Genomic DNA, 14,710 nt, shown 5'->3' on the forward strand with positions numbered 1-14,710 from the left:
GGGGTCCCACTCGAGATGTGCGGCATCGCAGGCACCTACCTCTGGCCGGACGGCGGGCCGCTGACCGACCGGCTGACCAAGACGCTGGCCCACCGCGGGCCGGACGGCTCCGGCCGCTACGAGCACCGCGCCGGCCCCGGGGAAGTCCACCTCGGCCACCGGCGGCTGTCGATCGTGGACCTGTCCGAGACCGGCGCCCAGCCGATGGTCCACGACGGCCTCGCGCTGAGCTACAACGGCGAGCTGTACAACGCGCCCGAGTTGCGGGCCGAGCTCGCCGCGGCCGGCGTCCGCTTCCGCGGCACGTCCGACACCGAGGTGCTGCTGCAGGCGTGGCGGCGCTGGGGCACGGACTGCCTGCCGAAGCTGCGCGGGATGTTCGCCTTCGCCATCTTCGAGGAGGGCACCGGCGAGCTGTTCCTGGTCCGCGACCAGCTCGGCATCAAGCCGCTGTTCTTCGTGCAGCGCAACGGCGGGATCGCGTTCGCCTCCGAGCTCAAGGCCCTCGCCGGTGAGCTCGGCGGGTCGCTGCAGGTCGACAGCGGCGCGCTGATCGCGTCGCTGCTCTACTACTGGGTGCCCGACAGCCGGTGCGCCTACCAGGGCGCGGAGAAGCTGCAGCCGGGCACGTGGCTGCGCTGCCGCCCGGACGGCCAGGTCGACCGCGGCCGGTTCTGGTCGCTGCGGGAGGTCGCCGAGGAGGGCGCCGCCTTCGACGGCGAGGTCGACCTGCATTCCGTCATCGCGGAATCGACGGCAAAGCACCTGATCTCCGACGTCCCGGTCGCGACGTTCCTCTCCGGCGGCCTGGACTCCAGCTACCTGACGGCGCTGGCCGCGCGTTCGCAGCCGGGGATTTCCGCGTACACCATCGGGTTCCGCGCCGAAGACGCTAAGTTCGAGGCCATGCCGGACGACCTGAAGTACGCCCGGATCGTCGCGGAGAAGTTCGGCGTCGACCTGCACGAGATCGAGATCGCGCCGCAGGTGCTCGACCTGCTGCCGAAGATGACCTACCACCTCGACGAGCCGATCGGCGACCCGGCGGCGATCAACTCGTTCCTGATCTGCTCGGCCGCGCGCGAGGCCGGCGTCAAGGTGATGCTGTCCGGGATGGGCGCCGACGAGCTGTTCGCCGGCTACCGCAAGCACCTCGCGAACCTGATCGCGCTGCGCTACCACAAGGTGCCGGGCGCGGTCCGGCGGCCGGTCGAGTCCATTGTGGACCGACTGCCGGTCGCCTCGGCCAAGCGCGGGTACCGGTCGGTGCGGTTCGCGAAGCGGTTCCTGTCCTTCGCCGGCCTGCCGGAGGAGACGGCGTTCCGCCGCAGCTACACGATGTACGACCGCGCGGAGCTGCTCGACCTGGTCAACCCCGACCTCGCGCCGGTCGTCGACGACGTCCTGACCGAGCACTCGGACACCTACCACGACCAGGCGCTCGACGACTTCGTCAACCGCATGTGCCTGGCCGATTCGCGGCTGTTCCTGCCCGGGCTGAACCTCGCCTACACCGACCGTTCGACGATGGCGGCGTCCACCGAGGTGCGCACGCCGTTCGTCGACGTCGAGGTCGTGCGGGCGGCGTTCAAGATCCCCGGCAACAAGAAGATCGTCGGCCGCGCGGGCAAGGTCGCGCTGAAGAACGCGGCGCTGAACATCCTGCCGAGCGAGATCGTGCACCGGCCGAAGGGCCTGTTCAGCGCGCCGCTGCGGGCCTGGATGAGCCGCGACCTGGCGCCGCTGGTGCGCGAAGTCGTCAACGACGGCGTGCTCGTTTCTTCGGGATTCCTGCAGCGCGAGGCGTTGCAGCGCATGGTCGCCGAGGACGCCGCCGGCCAGGAGGACCGCGGCAAGCACCTCTGGCACGTCTTGACCCTTGAGTACTGGTACCGGAACGCGATGGCGGGAGCGAAGTGAAGCAGGTAGTCCAGAACTACAAGAGCGGTGAGCTGGCACTGCTGGAGGTACCCGAGCCCGCCTGCAAGCCCGGCGGCGTGCTGGTGCGGACGGTGTACTCGCTGATCTCGACCGGCACCGAGATGATGAAGGTGTCCGAGGCCAGCCTGTCGCTGGTGGGCAAGGCGAAGGCCCGCCCCGACCAGGTGGCGAAGGTGATGCAGAGCGTCGCCACCAACGGCCTTTCGGCGACCTACCGCAAGGTGACGTCCAAACTGGACTCCTACACCCCGCTCGGCTACTCGCTGTGCGGCATCGTCGAGCAGGTCGGCGACGGCATCACCGACGTCGCGGTCGGCGACCTCGTGGCGTGCGCGGGCAACGAGCACGCGCTGCACTCCGAGCTGAACTGGGTGCCGAAGAACCTCTACTCGCGCGTCCCCAACGGCGTCGACCCGCGCCACGCGGCGTTCGGCACCGTCGGCTCGATCGCCATGCAGGGCGTCCGCCGCGGCGAACCGCAGATCGGCGACGTCGCGCTCGTGATCGGCCTCGGCCTGATCGGCCAGCTCGTCGTCCAGCTGCTGACGTCGTCCGGCGTGCGCGTCGTCGGCGTCGACCCGGACCCGGAGCGCTGCAAGCTCGCCGAGAGCCTCGGCGCGCTGACCTGCGCGCACCCGGCGTCCGGCATCGTCGACAACGCCGTGGCCGAGCTGACCCACGGCGCGGGCGTCGACCAGACCTACCTCGCGGCCGGCGGCAACACGAACGACCCGGTGGAGCTGGCCGCGAAGCTGTCGCGCGACCGCGGCCGCGTCATCGACATCGGCAAGTGCAAGCTCGACCTGCCGTGGAACGCCTACTACGAGAAGGAACTGGACGTCCGGTTCTCGCGCTCCTACGGCCCGGGCCGCTACGACCCGTCGTACGAGCTGGAGGGGCGCGACTACCCGATCGGCCAGGTCCGCTGGACCGAGCGCCGCAACCTCGAGTGCGTCCTCGACCTGATCGCCCGCGACCGCCTCGACGTCGAGCCGCTGATCACGCACGTCTCGGACTTCTCGTCGGCGGTCGAGACGTACCAGTCGCTGAACGACGGCTCGCTGAAGGCGGTGGCGGTGCTGTTCCGCTACCCCGACGCGGTCGCCCGCACGGAGCCCGTCGTGACGTCGGCGCGCGTCGGCGTGACCTCGCGTGCGGCGGCTGCGCTCCCCGCGGGACAGCCGGTGCGCCTGGGCTTCATCGGCGCGGGCAACTACGCGTCGTCGATGCTGCTGCCGCACCTGGTCGAGCGCTCGGACGTCCAGCTCAAGCACGTCGCGACGACGTCCGCGCTGTCCGGCGCCAACGCCCGCCGCAAGTTCGGCTTCGCCGAGGCGTCCACCGACATCGACAACGTCCTCGGCGACTCCTCGATCGACGCGGTCTTCGTGGTGACGCGGCACAGCTCGCACGCGGAGCTGACGCGCCAGGCGCTGCTGGCGGGCAAGACGGTGTTCGTCGAGAAGCCGCTGGCTCTGTCGGAAGCGGAGTTGCAGAAGGTCCTCGACGCGATCGAGGAGTCCGGCAACGACCGCCTCCAGGTCGGCTTCAACCGCCGTTTCGCGCCACTGCTGCACGAAGCCCGCGACCAGTTCGGCCCCCGGGTCGGCCCGGCGACGGTTCGCTACCTGGTCAACGCGGGCCGCCTCGACCACGGCAGCTGGTACAACCAGACCACCACCGAGGGTTCGAGGTTCGTCGGCGAAGGCGGCCACTTCATCGACACGGTGAGCTGGCTCCTCGACGCCGACCCGGTCTCGGTGTACGCGACCGGAGACCTCCAGGTGACCCTCGGCTACCCGGACGGCTCGACGGCGGTGATCACGTACGCGGAGACGGGTTCCTCGGGCTTCCCGAAGGAGACCCTGGACCTGACGGCCGACGGCAAGGTCCTGAAGTTCGACGACTACGTCCGAGCGTCGGTGTACTCGCGCAAGAAGTGGGCGAGCTCTCGCATCCCGAAGGGCCGCGACAAGGGCCAGGCGGCCGAGGTGAACGCGTTCCTGGAGGCGGTGCGGACGGGTTCGCCGATGCCGATCTCGGTGGCCTCCCTGGCGGCGACGACGTTGGCGACGTTGGCGGCCCAGTCGAGCGTCGCGAACGCGGCCCCGGTGCGGATCGAGCTGCCGCAGAAGACAGGCGCCCCGGCATGACGACAACGGCACCGCTCCGGCCGCGGCCCGGCTGTTTCTTGGCCCTGACGAGCCCGCCGCAGGCGGCCGGCGTACAGGCCCTGGCGCGCGCGGTGCCGGTGCGGCCGCGGATGGCCGGCGCTCAGTCGTCGGCGGGGGTGGCACCGGTGCGTCCGCGGGTGGCAGGCGTGCAGGCCTTGGCGGGCGCGGTGCCGGTGCGGCTGCGCCGGGACCTGGCGAGTGTGGCACCGGTGCGACCGCGGGCGGCAGGCGTGCAGGCCTTGGCGGGCGCGGTGCCGGTGCGGCTGCGCCGGGACCTGGCGAGTGTGGCACCGGTGCGTCCGCGGGCGGCCGGCGTCCGGGCCCTGCCGGGCCTGGCGCCGGTGCGGCCGCGGATGGCCGGCGCTCAGTCGTTGGCGGCGGTGGCACCGGTGCGTCCGCCGGCGGCCGGTGCAGGGGACCTAGCGAGCGTGGCGCCGAAGCGGTTCGAGCTGCGGTGCAGCAGCGAGAGCCTGTTGCCTGCGCGGGCGGTGCCCGTACGGCCGCGGGCGGCAGGGGGCCCGCGATGATGGGGCCCGGCTGGTACCTGCGCCGGCTGTCCCGCATGGGGCCGGCCGAGGTCGTCGGGCGTGCTCGGCATGCCGTCGTCCAGCGGCAGTGGCGGTCCGCCTTGCCGGTGGCGCCGGACTGGCCGTCGCACCCGCGGTTCACCGCCACGCTGCCGGCCGGGGTGCTGGGCAAGGTGTCCGCCGAGGCGGCTTCGCGGCTGCTGGCCACCGCCGACGAGCTGATGGCGGGCCGCGCCGAGTACTTCGGCGTGGTCCGCACCGACATGATCTCGCCGGACTGGTTCCTCGACCCGAAGACCGGCCGCCGCGCGCCCTCGGACGTGTACGCCTTCGACGTCCCGTACCGGTCGGAAGACGCGGTCGGCGACATCAAGCAGATCTGGGAACCGTCGCGCCACCAGCACCTGACCGTGCTGGCCGCGGCATACGCCCTGACCGGCACACCGGCTTACGCCACGCGCGTCGCCGCCCACCTGCGTTCGTGGTGGGCGGAAAACCCGCCGCTGCAGGGCCCGCACTGGGTGAGCGGCATCGAGCTCGGCATCCGGCTGCTGTCGTGGGTCTGGACGCGCCGCCTGCTCGACGGCTGGGCGGGCGCGCCGGAGCTGTTCGAGGACAACCCGGACTTCCAGCTCCAGCTGTGGCACCACCAGAACTGGCTCGCGACCCTGCGCAGCCACGGCTCCTCGGCTAACAACCACGTGATCGCCGAGGACGCGGGCCTGCTGGCCGCGGCGTGCGCGTTCGGCTGGTTCCCGGAGTCGGCGGGCTGGCGGACGTCGGCGACGCGCTCGCTGGACGTCCAGCTCGGCCGCAACACGTTCCCGTCCGGGCTGAACGCCGAACTCGCGTCGGAGTACCACGGCCTGGTCCTGGAGCTGGGCCTCGCGGCCGCGCTCGAGGCCGACGCGGCAGGCACGCCGGTGCCGGACTCGACGTGGGACGTCCTGCTCCGGATGACCGATGCCCTGGCGTCCATTGTGGACAACAGACTGCACCCCCCTCGGCAGGGCGACGCCGACGACGGCTTCGGCCTGATCGTCGACGGCGTCTCGACCGATCGCTGGGCGTCGCTGCTGGCCACCGGCGAGATCCTGTTCGGCCGCCTGGACTGGTGGCCGCCGCTCCCCGGCGACGACGTCCGCACGCCCCTGCTGGCGTCGTTGGCCGCGCGCACCCCGCGGGCGACCGGCGTCCGGCCCGGTCAGCGGCCGGCCCACCTGCGCGACGCGGGCATGACGATCTTGCGCTCGGGCCGCGTGTGGGCCCGCTGCGACGGTGGCCCGCACGGGTTCCTGTCGATCGCGGCCCACGCCCACGCGGACGCGCTGTCGGTGGAGGTCCGCCACGACGGCGTCGAGATCCTCGCCGACCCGGGCACGTTCTGCTACCACGGCGAACCGCAGTGGCGGTCGTACTTCCGCTCGACGCTCGGCCACAACACCCTGGAACTGGAAGGCCGCGACCAGTCGGTGTCGGGCGGCCCGTTCCTGTGGACCCGCCACGCGGTGACGAAGGTCCTCGACGTCCGCACCCCACCTGACGGCCCCGCCCGCTGGTCGGCCGCGCACGACGGCTACGCCCCGGCGGTCCACCGCCGCACGGTCGAGCTGGACGGCGAAGTGCTGACGATCGTCGACGAGGTCCTGGGCGAAGCGGGCGCGGCGGGACGCTTGGCGTTCCACCTGGGCCCGGCGGTGACGGTGATGCTCGACGGAACGACGGCCCATCTCCGCTGGCCCGCTCCGGATGCGTCGGCCCCGGCCGCCGAGGCCGGTGCGAGCCGGTCCGGTGGGGCGGCGGGTGTCTCGAACGCGGCCGAGGAAAGCCGGTCCGACTCCGGCAGCGAGGCCGGTCGTGCCGGGCAACTCGCTGCCGCGCCCGATCCGGTCGTCGGCCGGGTGTCCGGTTCGCTCGCCAGCGACAGTGCGCTCGCCGGTGCCGGTTCGCTCGCCGGTTCCGGTGGGGGCGTGCGGACCGCGGTGCTCGAGTTGCCACCCGAGTTGTCGTGGCGCGTGCACCGCGGTGAGAGCGAGCCGCCGCTCGGCTGGTACTCCGCGGGCTTCGGCCGGAAGGAACCCTCGACCACCCTCATCGGATCCGGGACGCCCGGACAGCTCACCACCCTGCTCCACTTCAGTTAGGACCCCGCCCGTGACAGCCCGCCGCTTCCGACTCCGCCGTGCCGCTCCGCTGCTCGGCGTCCTGCTCACGGTCGCGGCGTGCTCGGGCGGGCCGGATACCGACGGGGGACCGGCCCAGGCCACCGCGGCGCCCAGCGGTTCGGTCGCGGCCGTGTGCGACAAGGAGCCCGCCGGTCCGACGGCCGCGCCGGCGGGGGCGGTCGTCGTCGACCCGGCGGTGCCCGGCGACCTCGCGGCGAAGACCCGTTCGGCCGGCCCGGGCACGACGTTCTGGCTCAAGCCCGGCAAGCACATCCTCGGCGACGACAAGTACGACCAGGTGTCCCCGAAGGACGGCGACGTCTACATCGGCGCACCGGGCGCGATCGTCGACGGCCGCAAGATCAACCAGTACGCCTTCACCGGCCACGCGGTGAACGTCAAGATCACCTACGTGACCGTGCAGGGCTTCGTCGCACCGCACGACGAAGGCGTGGTCAACCACGACTCCGGCGACGGCTGGCTGATCGAGCACTCGACGATCCAGGACAACGACGGCGCCGGCCTGATGGCGGGTGCGCGCCAGCAGGTGCGCGGCAACTGCCTGCGCCGCAACGGCCAGTACGGGATCAACGCCTACTCCGGCAGCACCCCGCTCACCACGCTCGTCGTGGAGGGCAACGAGATCGCCGGCAACAACACCGGCGACTGGGAGACGAAGATCGAGGGCTGCGGCTGCAGCGGCGGGATCAAGTTCTGGGACGTGAACGGCGCCGACGTGCGCGGCAACTGGGTGCACGACAACCACGGCACCGGGCTCTGGGCCGACACCAACAACAACGACTTCCTCATCGAGGGCAACCTCATCGAGGACAACGACGGTGCCGCGCTGATCTACGAGATCAGCTACAACGCCGTCATCCGCGACAACACGATCCGCAAGAACAACTGGGTCGACGGCCGCCGGTACGCCGACCGCGGCGACAACTTCCCGACGCCGACGATCTACATCTCCGAGTCCGGCGGCGAGCCGCGGATCAAGGCGCGCACCGCGAAGATCGAGATCTCCCGCAACTACCTGGAGAACAACTGGTCCGGGATCACGTTGTGGGAGAACGCCGACCGCTACTGCAACAGCCCGGCCAACACCTCCTCCGGCGACTGCACCCGGCTGGTGCCGGACGTGAAGCAGTGCGCGGCCCCGGCGATCACGTCCGGCCCGCTGCTGGCCGACTGCCGCTGGAAGACCCAGCACGTCGACATCCACGACAACAAGTTCGTCCTCGACCCGGCGGTCGTCGGCTGCCAGGCCGCGTGCGGCCGGATGGGCCTGCTGTCGAACTTCGGCACCTACCCGGAGTGGTCGCCGTACAAGGGCGACGTGGTCCAGGAAGCGATCACTTACCGGCAGGACAACCGCTGGCACGACAACAGCTACCTGGGCCCGTGGACGTTCATCGCGTACACGACCGATCGCATCCTCGAGATCGGCGAGTGGGAAGGCTCGCCGTACTCGCAGGACACCGGGAGCACGTACAGCGCACAGGGCGGGGGCTGACATGACGGCGCACACCGCATCGATCGCCGGCATCCGCGGCGAGGCCGCGGCCGAACCCGCGTCCGCGACCCCGAAGTGGGCCGGGCTGGCCTGGGCGCTGCTGATCCTCAACACCCTCGGGTCGACCGGCGCGAAGACGGTCATCCCCCTGCCGCGGTCGGTCAGCCAGCTGGTCACGATGGGCTCGCTGATGACGGCCTTCGTGATCGCGCTGGTGCTGAACAAGCACCTGCGGGTCCGCTCGAGCGCCTACTTGCTGCTGCTGACGCTGCTGCTGGTGTCCAGCATCCTCGCCAGCGCCGACCTGAAGGAGGGCGCGGGCGCGCTGTTCCGGTGCTTCCGGCTGACGGTGTTCGTGTCCACGCTCTGGCTGCTGACCCGCTGGTGGGACGGCAGCTTCAACTTCGTCCGCTACCACATCCGCACCTACGCCATCGTGCTCGCGTCCGTGGCGATCGGCCTGGTGATCTCCCCGGGCAACGCGATGCCGGAAATCTACGGCGGCCGGCTTTCGGGCGCGATCTGGCCGCTCACCCCGCCGCAGATCGGCCAGTACGCGGCGGTCATCGCCGGGCTCACGCTCCTCCTCTGGTTCGGGCGCCGCACGACGTGGCGCAGCGCGGTGGTCATCGTGGTGCCGGTGGTGGGCCTGCTGATGCTCACGCACACCCGCACCGCGACGCTCGGCCTCGTCGCCGGGCTCTCGGTGGCCTTCCTGTCGATGCTCCTGACCAGCGCCCGCGCCCGGAAGGTGTTCGCGTGGACGGTCGGCGTCGGCGGGGTCGCCGGCGTGGTCCTCGCGGGCGCGCTCCAGACGTGGTTCCTCCGCGGGCAGAGCGCGGACAACTTCTCCAGCCTCACCGGCCGCGCGAAGGTGTGGGACGCCCTGCTGGAGGCCCCGCGGTCGACGGCCGAGTACATCTTCGGCGTCGGGCTGACGGACAAGTCGTACGACGGGCTCCCGATCGACAACAGCTGGCTCGCGATCTACCACGAGCAGGGCTTCGTCGGAATCGCCTTGGTCGCCGGGTTCCTCCTCACGTTGATCGTCGTCGCGGTGCTGCGGCCGCCGTCGCTGGCGAGGGCGTGCGCGATCTTCCTGATCACCTACTGCGTTTCGGCCTCCTACACCGAAGCTGGTCTCGGCGACGCGTCGCCGTATCTGCTGCACCTGGCCGTGGCCGCGTCACTGCTGGTCCGCGGTGTTCCGCAGTCCGACGAACAAGCATTCATCCCGGCGAAGGGGGCAAGCGCGTGAGGGTGCTCGTGGTGCACAACCGGTACCGGTCCGAGCAGCCGAGCGGTGAGAACAACGTCGTCGACGCCGAAGTCTCGCTGCTCGCCGAGGGCGGCCACGAGGTGTCGCTGTTCGAACGCCGCAGCGACGACATCGCGGCGATGCCGCTGCCCCGCAAGGCCGCGGTGCCGCTGATGGTGCCGTGGAACCCAGCGGTGCGGAAGGAACTCGCCGCCCGCCTGCGCGCGAAGCGCCCGGACGTCGTGCACATCCACAACACGTTCCCGCTGCTGTCACCGTCGGTGGTCGCCGCCTGCGCGGACGCGGGGGTGCCCGCGGTCGCGACGCTGCACAACTACACGATGGTCTGCCCGCCCGGCACGCTCCACCGCGACGGCCACATCTGCACCGAGTGCGTCGGCGGCTCACCGTTGCCGGCGGTGAAGCACGGCTGCTACCGCGGTTCGAGCGCGGCCACGCTCCCGATGGCGGCGAGCATGGTCGCGAACCGGCGCCGGTGGTGGACGGGCGTTTCGCGGTTCTTCTGCATTTCGGCGGCGCAACGCGACCTCCTGGTGTCGGCCGGGATGCCCGGCGAGCGGATGGCGGTGAAGCACAACTTCGTCACCGACCCCGGCGTCCGCCGCACCGGCGACGGGAAGCACGTCCTGTTCCTCGGCCGGGTGACCGAGGAGAAGGGGGTCGGCCTGCTGATGCGGGCCTGGGACCGCCTCGGCGGCGCCCTGGGAGTTCCGCTGGTCATCGCCGGCACGGGCCCGATGCAGGACGAGGTCGCGGCCTGGGCGGCCGGACGTGCCGACGTCTCGTACGTGGGCCTCCAGAACAAGGCCGAGTGCCGCGCGCTCACGGCCGACGCGGTCGCCGTGGTCGCTCCGTCGACGTGGCTGGAGGCGTTCGGCCTCGTGGTGGTCGAGGCCATGGCGGCGGGCGTGCCCACCGTCGCCGCCGCCCACGGGGCGTTCCCCGAGCTCGTCGAGGACGGCATCACCGGCCTCCTGCACCAGCCGAACGACGAGGTGTCGCTCGCGGAACGGCTGCGCGAGGTCGTCGGCGACCGCAACGGCGAGATGGGAGACGCGGCCCGCGTCCGGTACGAGAAGGACTTCACCCCGGCGGTCGGCCTGGACCGGTTGATCGCCGGGTACAAGGCGGCGATCGAGGCGTGAAGCAGCTGGTCCGGACGGCACCGGCGGTCCTGCCGCTCGTGCTGCGCACCCCGCTGGCCATGTCGGGAGCGTTGGCGACGGCGGTGCTCGTGGCGCTCGGCATCCTCCACTTCCACGACTCCGGGCTGACCGGGATCGACGCCGCCGTCCTGCCGTCGCTCGACGGGGTCGAGCCACCGTGGCGGTACGTCGCGCTGGTCATCGACTTCGGCGGCGAACCGGTCGGGTCGGTGATCCTGGTCGCCCTGATCGCCGGGGTGTGCTTCCTGGCCCGCCGCGCGCGGACGGCCGTGCTGACGGTGCTGGGCGTCCTGGTCACGGTGGCCGTGACGACGGCCTTGAAGCCGATCGTCGGGCGCACCATCCACGGTGAGTTCCTGTCGTACCCGAGCGGGCACACGGCTCTGGCGACGGCACTCGCGCTGGTCATCGGCCTGCTGCTGGTCGATCGGCTGGAGCTGGGGCGCGGGACCGCGGTGCCGGTGGTCCTCGGCTTGGCGCTGGTCGCCGGGGTCGCGATGGGGTGGGCCGAGGTGGCCTTGGGGGCGCACTACCCGACGGATGCCGTCGGCGGGTTCTGCGCCGCGCTGGCCGCGGTCCCGGCGACGGGGTGGGTGGTGGATCGCGTCGCCGACCGGCTCTGAGGGCTGGTCGGTGGTCGCTCGCCGGCCCGGTTCTGGCCGCGTGGGGGCCTGGTCGGTGGGCGCAGCCGGTTGGCCGGCTGCTTGATGGGCTGATGTTGGGTGCGCGTGGTCGATTGGCTTGGCCGGTCGGGTCGTGGTCGCTCGTCGGGCCGGTGTCAGGTTTGGGTGGGTGTGGCTGGCGGCCGTCGGATGGGACGGTGCCGGTTGCGGGCGAGTACGACCGGTGGGCGTGGGCTGCCGATGGGCCGGCGTCGGGTGGGCCTGGCCGATCGGCTTTGCCGGCTGGCCGGAGCGATCGCGGACCGCGGTGGAGATCGCGGCGTCGGTGGTGTCGGTCCGGGCGGGTTTCGTTCGTCGGTGGGGTGTCCTACCTGCGAAGGAGATCCCCATGATCCAAGAGCTGATCGCCGCCGAGAGGCGGGAGCTGGCCGTCGTGCTGGACGGGCTTTCGCCCCGTGACTGGGTGGCGCCGACCTTGTGCGCCGGCTGGCGGGTGCCTGAGGTCGTCGCGCACATGACCATGCCGTTCCGGTTCTCGACCGGGCGGTTCGTGCGTGAGCTGGTGAAGTCCGGTGGGCGCTTCCACGCCATGGCTGACCGCGTTGCTCGCCGGGATGCCGCTGACCTGTCGCGCGAGGCGCTGGTCGCCTCGCTGCGCGACAACGCCGACCACCTCTGGCGGCCGCCGGGCGGTGGGGCGGAAGGCGCCTTGAGCCACGACGTGATCCACGGGCTGGACATCACGACCGCCCTCGGTCTCGAACGGCGTGTTCCACCGGAGCGCCTCGAGGTGATCTTCGCTGCGATGAAGCCGAAGCAGGTCAAGTACTTCGGGACCGACCTGGACGGCGTTGCCCTGCGCGCCGACGACCTCGACTGGTCGTACGGCACCGGTACCCCGCTCACCGGGGCGGCCCAGGACCTGTTGCTCGTGCTGTGCAATCGGCGGTTGCCCGCCGGGCGTCTTCGAGGCGAGCCGAGCGCGCGTTTCACCACGGTCTGAGTTCCTTCCGCAACTGGTCCATTGTGGACAGATGGGGCCTGCCGAAGCGCAACGCCTGGAAACCGGCGTCGCGGGCGGCGGTGACGTTTTCTTCGCGGTCGTCGATGAGCAGCACCCTTTCGGGCACCACGTCGAGCCGGCGGCACAGCGTGGCGAACGCTTCCGGGCCGGGCTTGCGCACGCCGATGTCCCCGCTGACGAACCAGTCGGTGACGTACTCGCCGAGCCCGAACCGCTCACGCAGCAGTTTCGACCACTCGCTCACGTCGTTGCTCAGGCACACCAGCCGCACGCCGGTGGCCTCGAGTTCGGCGAGCAGGGCGACCGCGCCTTCGGTGAGGCGGTGGTTCAGGCAGTACTCCTCGTCCGACGCCCCGGCCGCACCGGCTGTCGCCCAGAAGTCCGCGGAGGACATCTTGCCGAGGCTGCATTCCCGGTACAGCTGGGCGATCCCGGGCCGGTCCAGCACGCAGCCGTGGCTGCGGAGGTACGGCACGAGCAGCTCCGCGACGTCGTCGGCGCACGAGTAGAGCACGCCCATGGCGTCGAACGCGACGACCTCGATCGCGTCGCGATCGCGGGCTGCGGGGGTGGTGGTCGAGGGGGCCATGTCTTCGACGGTACCGAACACACGTGCGAGCGCCATCGCTGGAAAGGGTGAAGTGACCAGTGTCCGGAATTCTCCGTTCGCGACTTTTCCCCTGGCCCACAAGGGAAAAATCGCGTGTCCGGCCCGGACGCCGGTGGAAATTGTCGGACCCGGTCGGCAAGCTCGTGATCAGCAGCCGGCGGGCCCACCGCCGAAAGAAGAGCATTCGTCCTGCGAGTAGGGCTCCGCCCGCCAGCCCGCAGCGTCGACCGTCCTGGAGGTGTCATGCACGACGAAAGCCCACGGCCCGGTGTAGGAGTTGCCGTGCCACCGGTTGCCCTGCTTGAACGTGATCGCGTCCTCGACCACGGTTCCCTTGTAGGGGGACCAATCCGGGAAAGTCCCGTAGTTCGAGAGCAGCGCCATCCGCCCGCACAGGCTCGTGCAGCCGATCCGGCCGGGATCGAACCGGAAGGTGTTCCCGTGGATCTCGACCCGCTGCGTCTTCCAGCGGCAGTCGTCGTACGCCGGCGGCTTCTCGATCGTGCCCGCGGCGCACGAAGACGGCTGCGCGACCTCGGTGCAGTAGCCCGAAGACGTGTTCGCCGGGCTGGCGCAGAAGCGGTCGGCGTTCTCCCACGCCGTGATCCCGGCCCAGTTGTCCTCGAAGGTGTTCCCGCTGATGTCGACGGTCGTGGTCCGCGCCGGCACGCGCGGCTCGCCGCCGGATTCCGACAAGTACACCGTCGCCACCGGGAAGTTGTCGCCGCGGGCGGCGAACGCGCGGCCCTGCACCAGCGCGTTGCCGCGGAACGTGTTGCCGCGCAGCACGAGGTTGTAGCTGGTCTCGTAGAAGAACGCCTCGGCCGCGTTCGCTTCGAACAGGTTGTCCTCGACGAGGAAGTCGTTGTCGTTCGTGTCGGCCCACAGGCCGGCGCCGTGGTTGCCGTGGACCCAGTTGCCGCGGATGTCCGCCCCGTTCACGGCCCAGAACTTGGCGCCGCCGCTGCACCCGCAGCCCGGCACCTTGGTCTCCCAGTCGCCGGTGTTGTTGCCGGTGATCTCGTTGCCCTCCAGCACGAGCCCGGTGATGCCGTCGCCCGCCTGGTAGGCGTTGAGCCCGTACTGGCCGTTGTTGCGCAAGCAGCTGTGCCGGACGACCTGGCGGGCGCCGGCCATCAGGCCCGCGCCGGCGTTGTCCTCGATGGTGGTGTTCTCGATGAGCCAGCCGTCGCCGGAGTCGTGGTTGACCACGCCCTGGTCCTGGAGGGCGGCGAAGCCGCGGATGGTGAGCCCGCGGATCTCGACGTCGCGCGCCCGCTGGGTGAAGGCCGCGCGGTTGACGCTGCGGCCGTCGACGATCGCGCCCGGCGCGCCGAGGTAGACGTCACCGTCCTTCGGGGCGACCTGGCCGAACTCGTCCGTGCCGAGCGTGTGGGTGCCGGGGCGGAGCCAGAACGTCGTGCCGGGCGGGTGGGCCGCCGTCTGGGCGGAGAGGTCTCCGTCGACGCCCGGATCGACGGAGACGGCTCCGGGAGGCGCTTCCCCGTGCTCCGCGGGCTGGTGGTCGCACACCGGCCCGGGCCCGTCGGCGGCGCGCGCGACCACCGGGCAAGCCACGGCGATCAGGAGCGAGCAAGCAGCGACGAGAACCGCACGAGATCTGCCCATGGCAGGAAGTTACGCACGGACGGGCCGGAAAGCAGTCACCCTCCAGTGTCCTCATC

10 protein-coding genes are annotated in these 14,710 nt (G+C 71.4%); 8 read left to right on the plus strand and 2 right to left on the minus strand.

All coding sequences use genetic code 11. The features are described 5' to 3' along the window. The first annotated feature begins 15 nt into the window (after window positions 1-15). The 8 genes from asnB to AB0B33_RS07525 all read left to right on the plus strand — a co-directional run bounded on the left by asnB (window position 16) and on the right by AB0B33_RS07525 (window position 12,394). Window positions 16-1,920 carry an asparagine synthase (glutamine-hydrolyzing) gene (gene asnB, locus AB0B33_RS07490; protein WP_360768070.1) on the plus strand — a complete coding sequence of 635 codons (1,905 nt, stop codon included), beginning with the start codon at window positions 16-18 and terminating at the stop codon, window positions 1,918-1,920. Next, window positions 1,917-4,094 carry a bi-domain-containing oxidoreductase gene (locus AB0B33_RS07495; protein WP_360768073.1) on the plus strand — a complete coding sequence of 726 codons (2,178 nt, stop codon included), beginning with the start codon at window positions 1,917-1,919 and terminating at the stop codon, window positions 4,092-4,094. Before asnB ends, AB0B33_RS07495 begins: the two co-directional genes overlap by 4 nt. Window positions 4,095-4,638: 544 nt before the next feature. After that, a complete protein-coding gene (locus AB0B33_RS07500) occupies window positions 4,639-6,786 on the plus strand; it encodes an alginate lyase family protein (RefSeq protein ID WP_360768076.1) in 2,148 nt (715 codons plus the stop codon). A gap of 10 nt (window positions 6,787-6,796) precedes the next feature. Further along, a complete protein-coding gene (locus AB0B33_RS07505) occupies window positions 6,797-8,323 on the plus strand; it encodes a right-handed parallel beta-helix repeat-containing protein (protein ID WP_360768079.1) in 1,527 nt (508 codons plus the stop codon). Between the two features lies 1 nt (window position 8,324). Continuing rightward, window positions 8,325-9,581, plus strand: a complete 1,257-nt coding sequence (locus tag AB0B33_RS07510; protein WP_247015228.1) for an O-antigen ligase domain-containing protein — start codon at window positions 8,325-8,327, stop codon at window positions 9,579-9,581. Beyond that, entirely contained in the window at window positions 9,578-10,747 is a 1,170-nt protein-coding gene (locus tag AB0B33_RS07515) for a glycosyltransferase family 4 protein (protein WP_360768082.1), read from the plus strand. Before AB0B33_RS07510 ends, AB0B33_RS07515 begins: the two co-directional genes overlap by 4 nt. Beyond that, complete coding sequence (locus tag AB0B33_RS07520; protein WP_360768085.1) at window positions 10,744-11,391, plus strand: phosphatase PAP2 family protein; 648 nt, start codon at window positions 10,744-10,746, stop codon at window positions 11,389-11,391. Before AB0B33_RS07515 ends, AB0B33_RS07520 begins: the two co-directional genes overlap by 4 nt. Before the next feature lie 307 nt (window positions 11,392-11,698). Continuing rightward, window positions 11,699-12,394 (plus strand): maleylpyruvate isomerase family mycothiol-dependent enzyme, encoded by a 696-nt coding sequence (locus tag AB0B33_RS07525; RefSeq protein ID WP_360768088.1) that lies wholly within the window; start codon window positions 11,699-11,701, stop codon window positions 12,392-12,394. Here AB0B33_RS07525 and AB0B33_RS07530 read toward each other — a convergent pair. Both AB0B33_RS07530 and AB0B33_RS07535 read right to left on the minus strand, forming a co-directional pair. Further along, window positions 12,381-13,004, minus strand: coding sequence for an HAD-IA family hydrolase (locus AB0B33_RS07530; protein WP_360768091.1), 624 nt, complete (start codon window positions 13,002-13,004; stop codon window positions 12,381-12,383). The two genes, AB0B33_RS07525 and AB0B33_RS07530, sit on opposite strands and share 14 nt — an antisense overlap. A 168-nt stretch (window positions 13,005-13,172) precedes the next feature. After that, window positions 13,173-14,654: a right-handed parallel beta-helix repeat-containing protein gene (locus AB0B33_RS07535; protein ID WP_360768093.1), complete on the minus strand. Its 1,482-nt coding sequence runs from the start codon at window positions 14,652-14,654 to the stop codon at window positions 13,173-13,175. Window positions 14,655-14,710 lie beyond the last annotated feature (56 nt).

It is taken from the genome of Amycolatopsis sp. NPDC049159 (genome assembly GCF_040648295.1).
In the GTDB taxonomy this organism is placed as follows: domain Bacteria; phylum Actinomycetota; class Actinomycetes; order Mycobacteriales; family Pseudonocardiaceae; genus Amycolatopsis; species Amycolatopsis pretoriensis_A.

What these genes read in the sequence shown, in the direction of transcription:
- asnB (WP_360768070.1), top strand. Translation starts at nt 16, where the DNA reads ATGTGCGGCATCGCAGGCACCTACCTCTGGCCGGACGGCGGGCCGCTG.
- AB0B33_RS07500 (WP_360768076.1), top strand. Translation starts at nt 4,639, where the DNA reads ATGATGGGGCCCGGCTGGTACCTGCGCCGGCTGTCCCGCATGGGGCCG.
- AB0B33_RS07510 (WP_247015228.1), top strand. Translation starts at nt 8,325, where the DNA reads ATGACGGCGCACACCGCATCGATCGCCGGCATCCGCGGCGAGGCCGCG.
- AB0B33_RS07530 (WP_360768091.1), bottom strand. Translation starts at nt 13,004, where the DNA reads ATGGCCCCCTCGACCACCACCCCCGCAGCCCGCGATCGCGACGCGATC.
- AB0B33_RS07535 (WP_360768093.1), bottom strand. Translation starts at nt 14,654, where the DNA reads ATGGGCAGATCTCGTGCGGTTCTCGTCGCTGCTTGCTCGCTCCTGATC.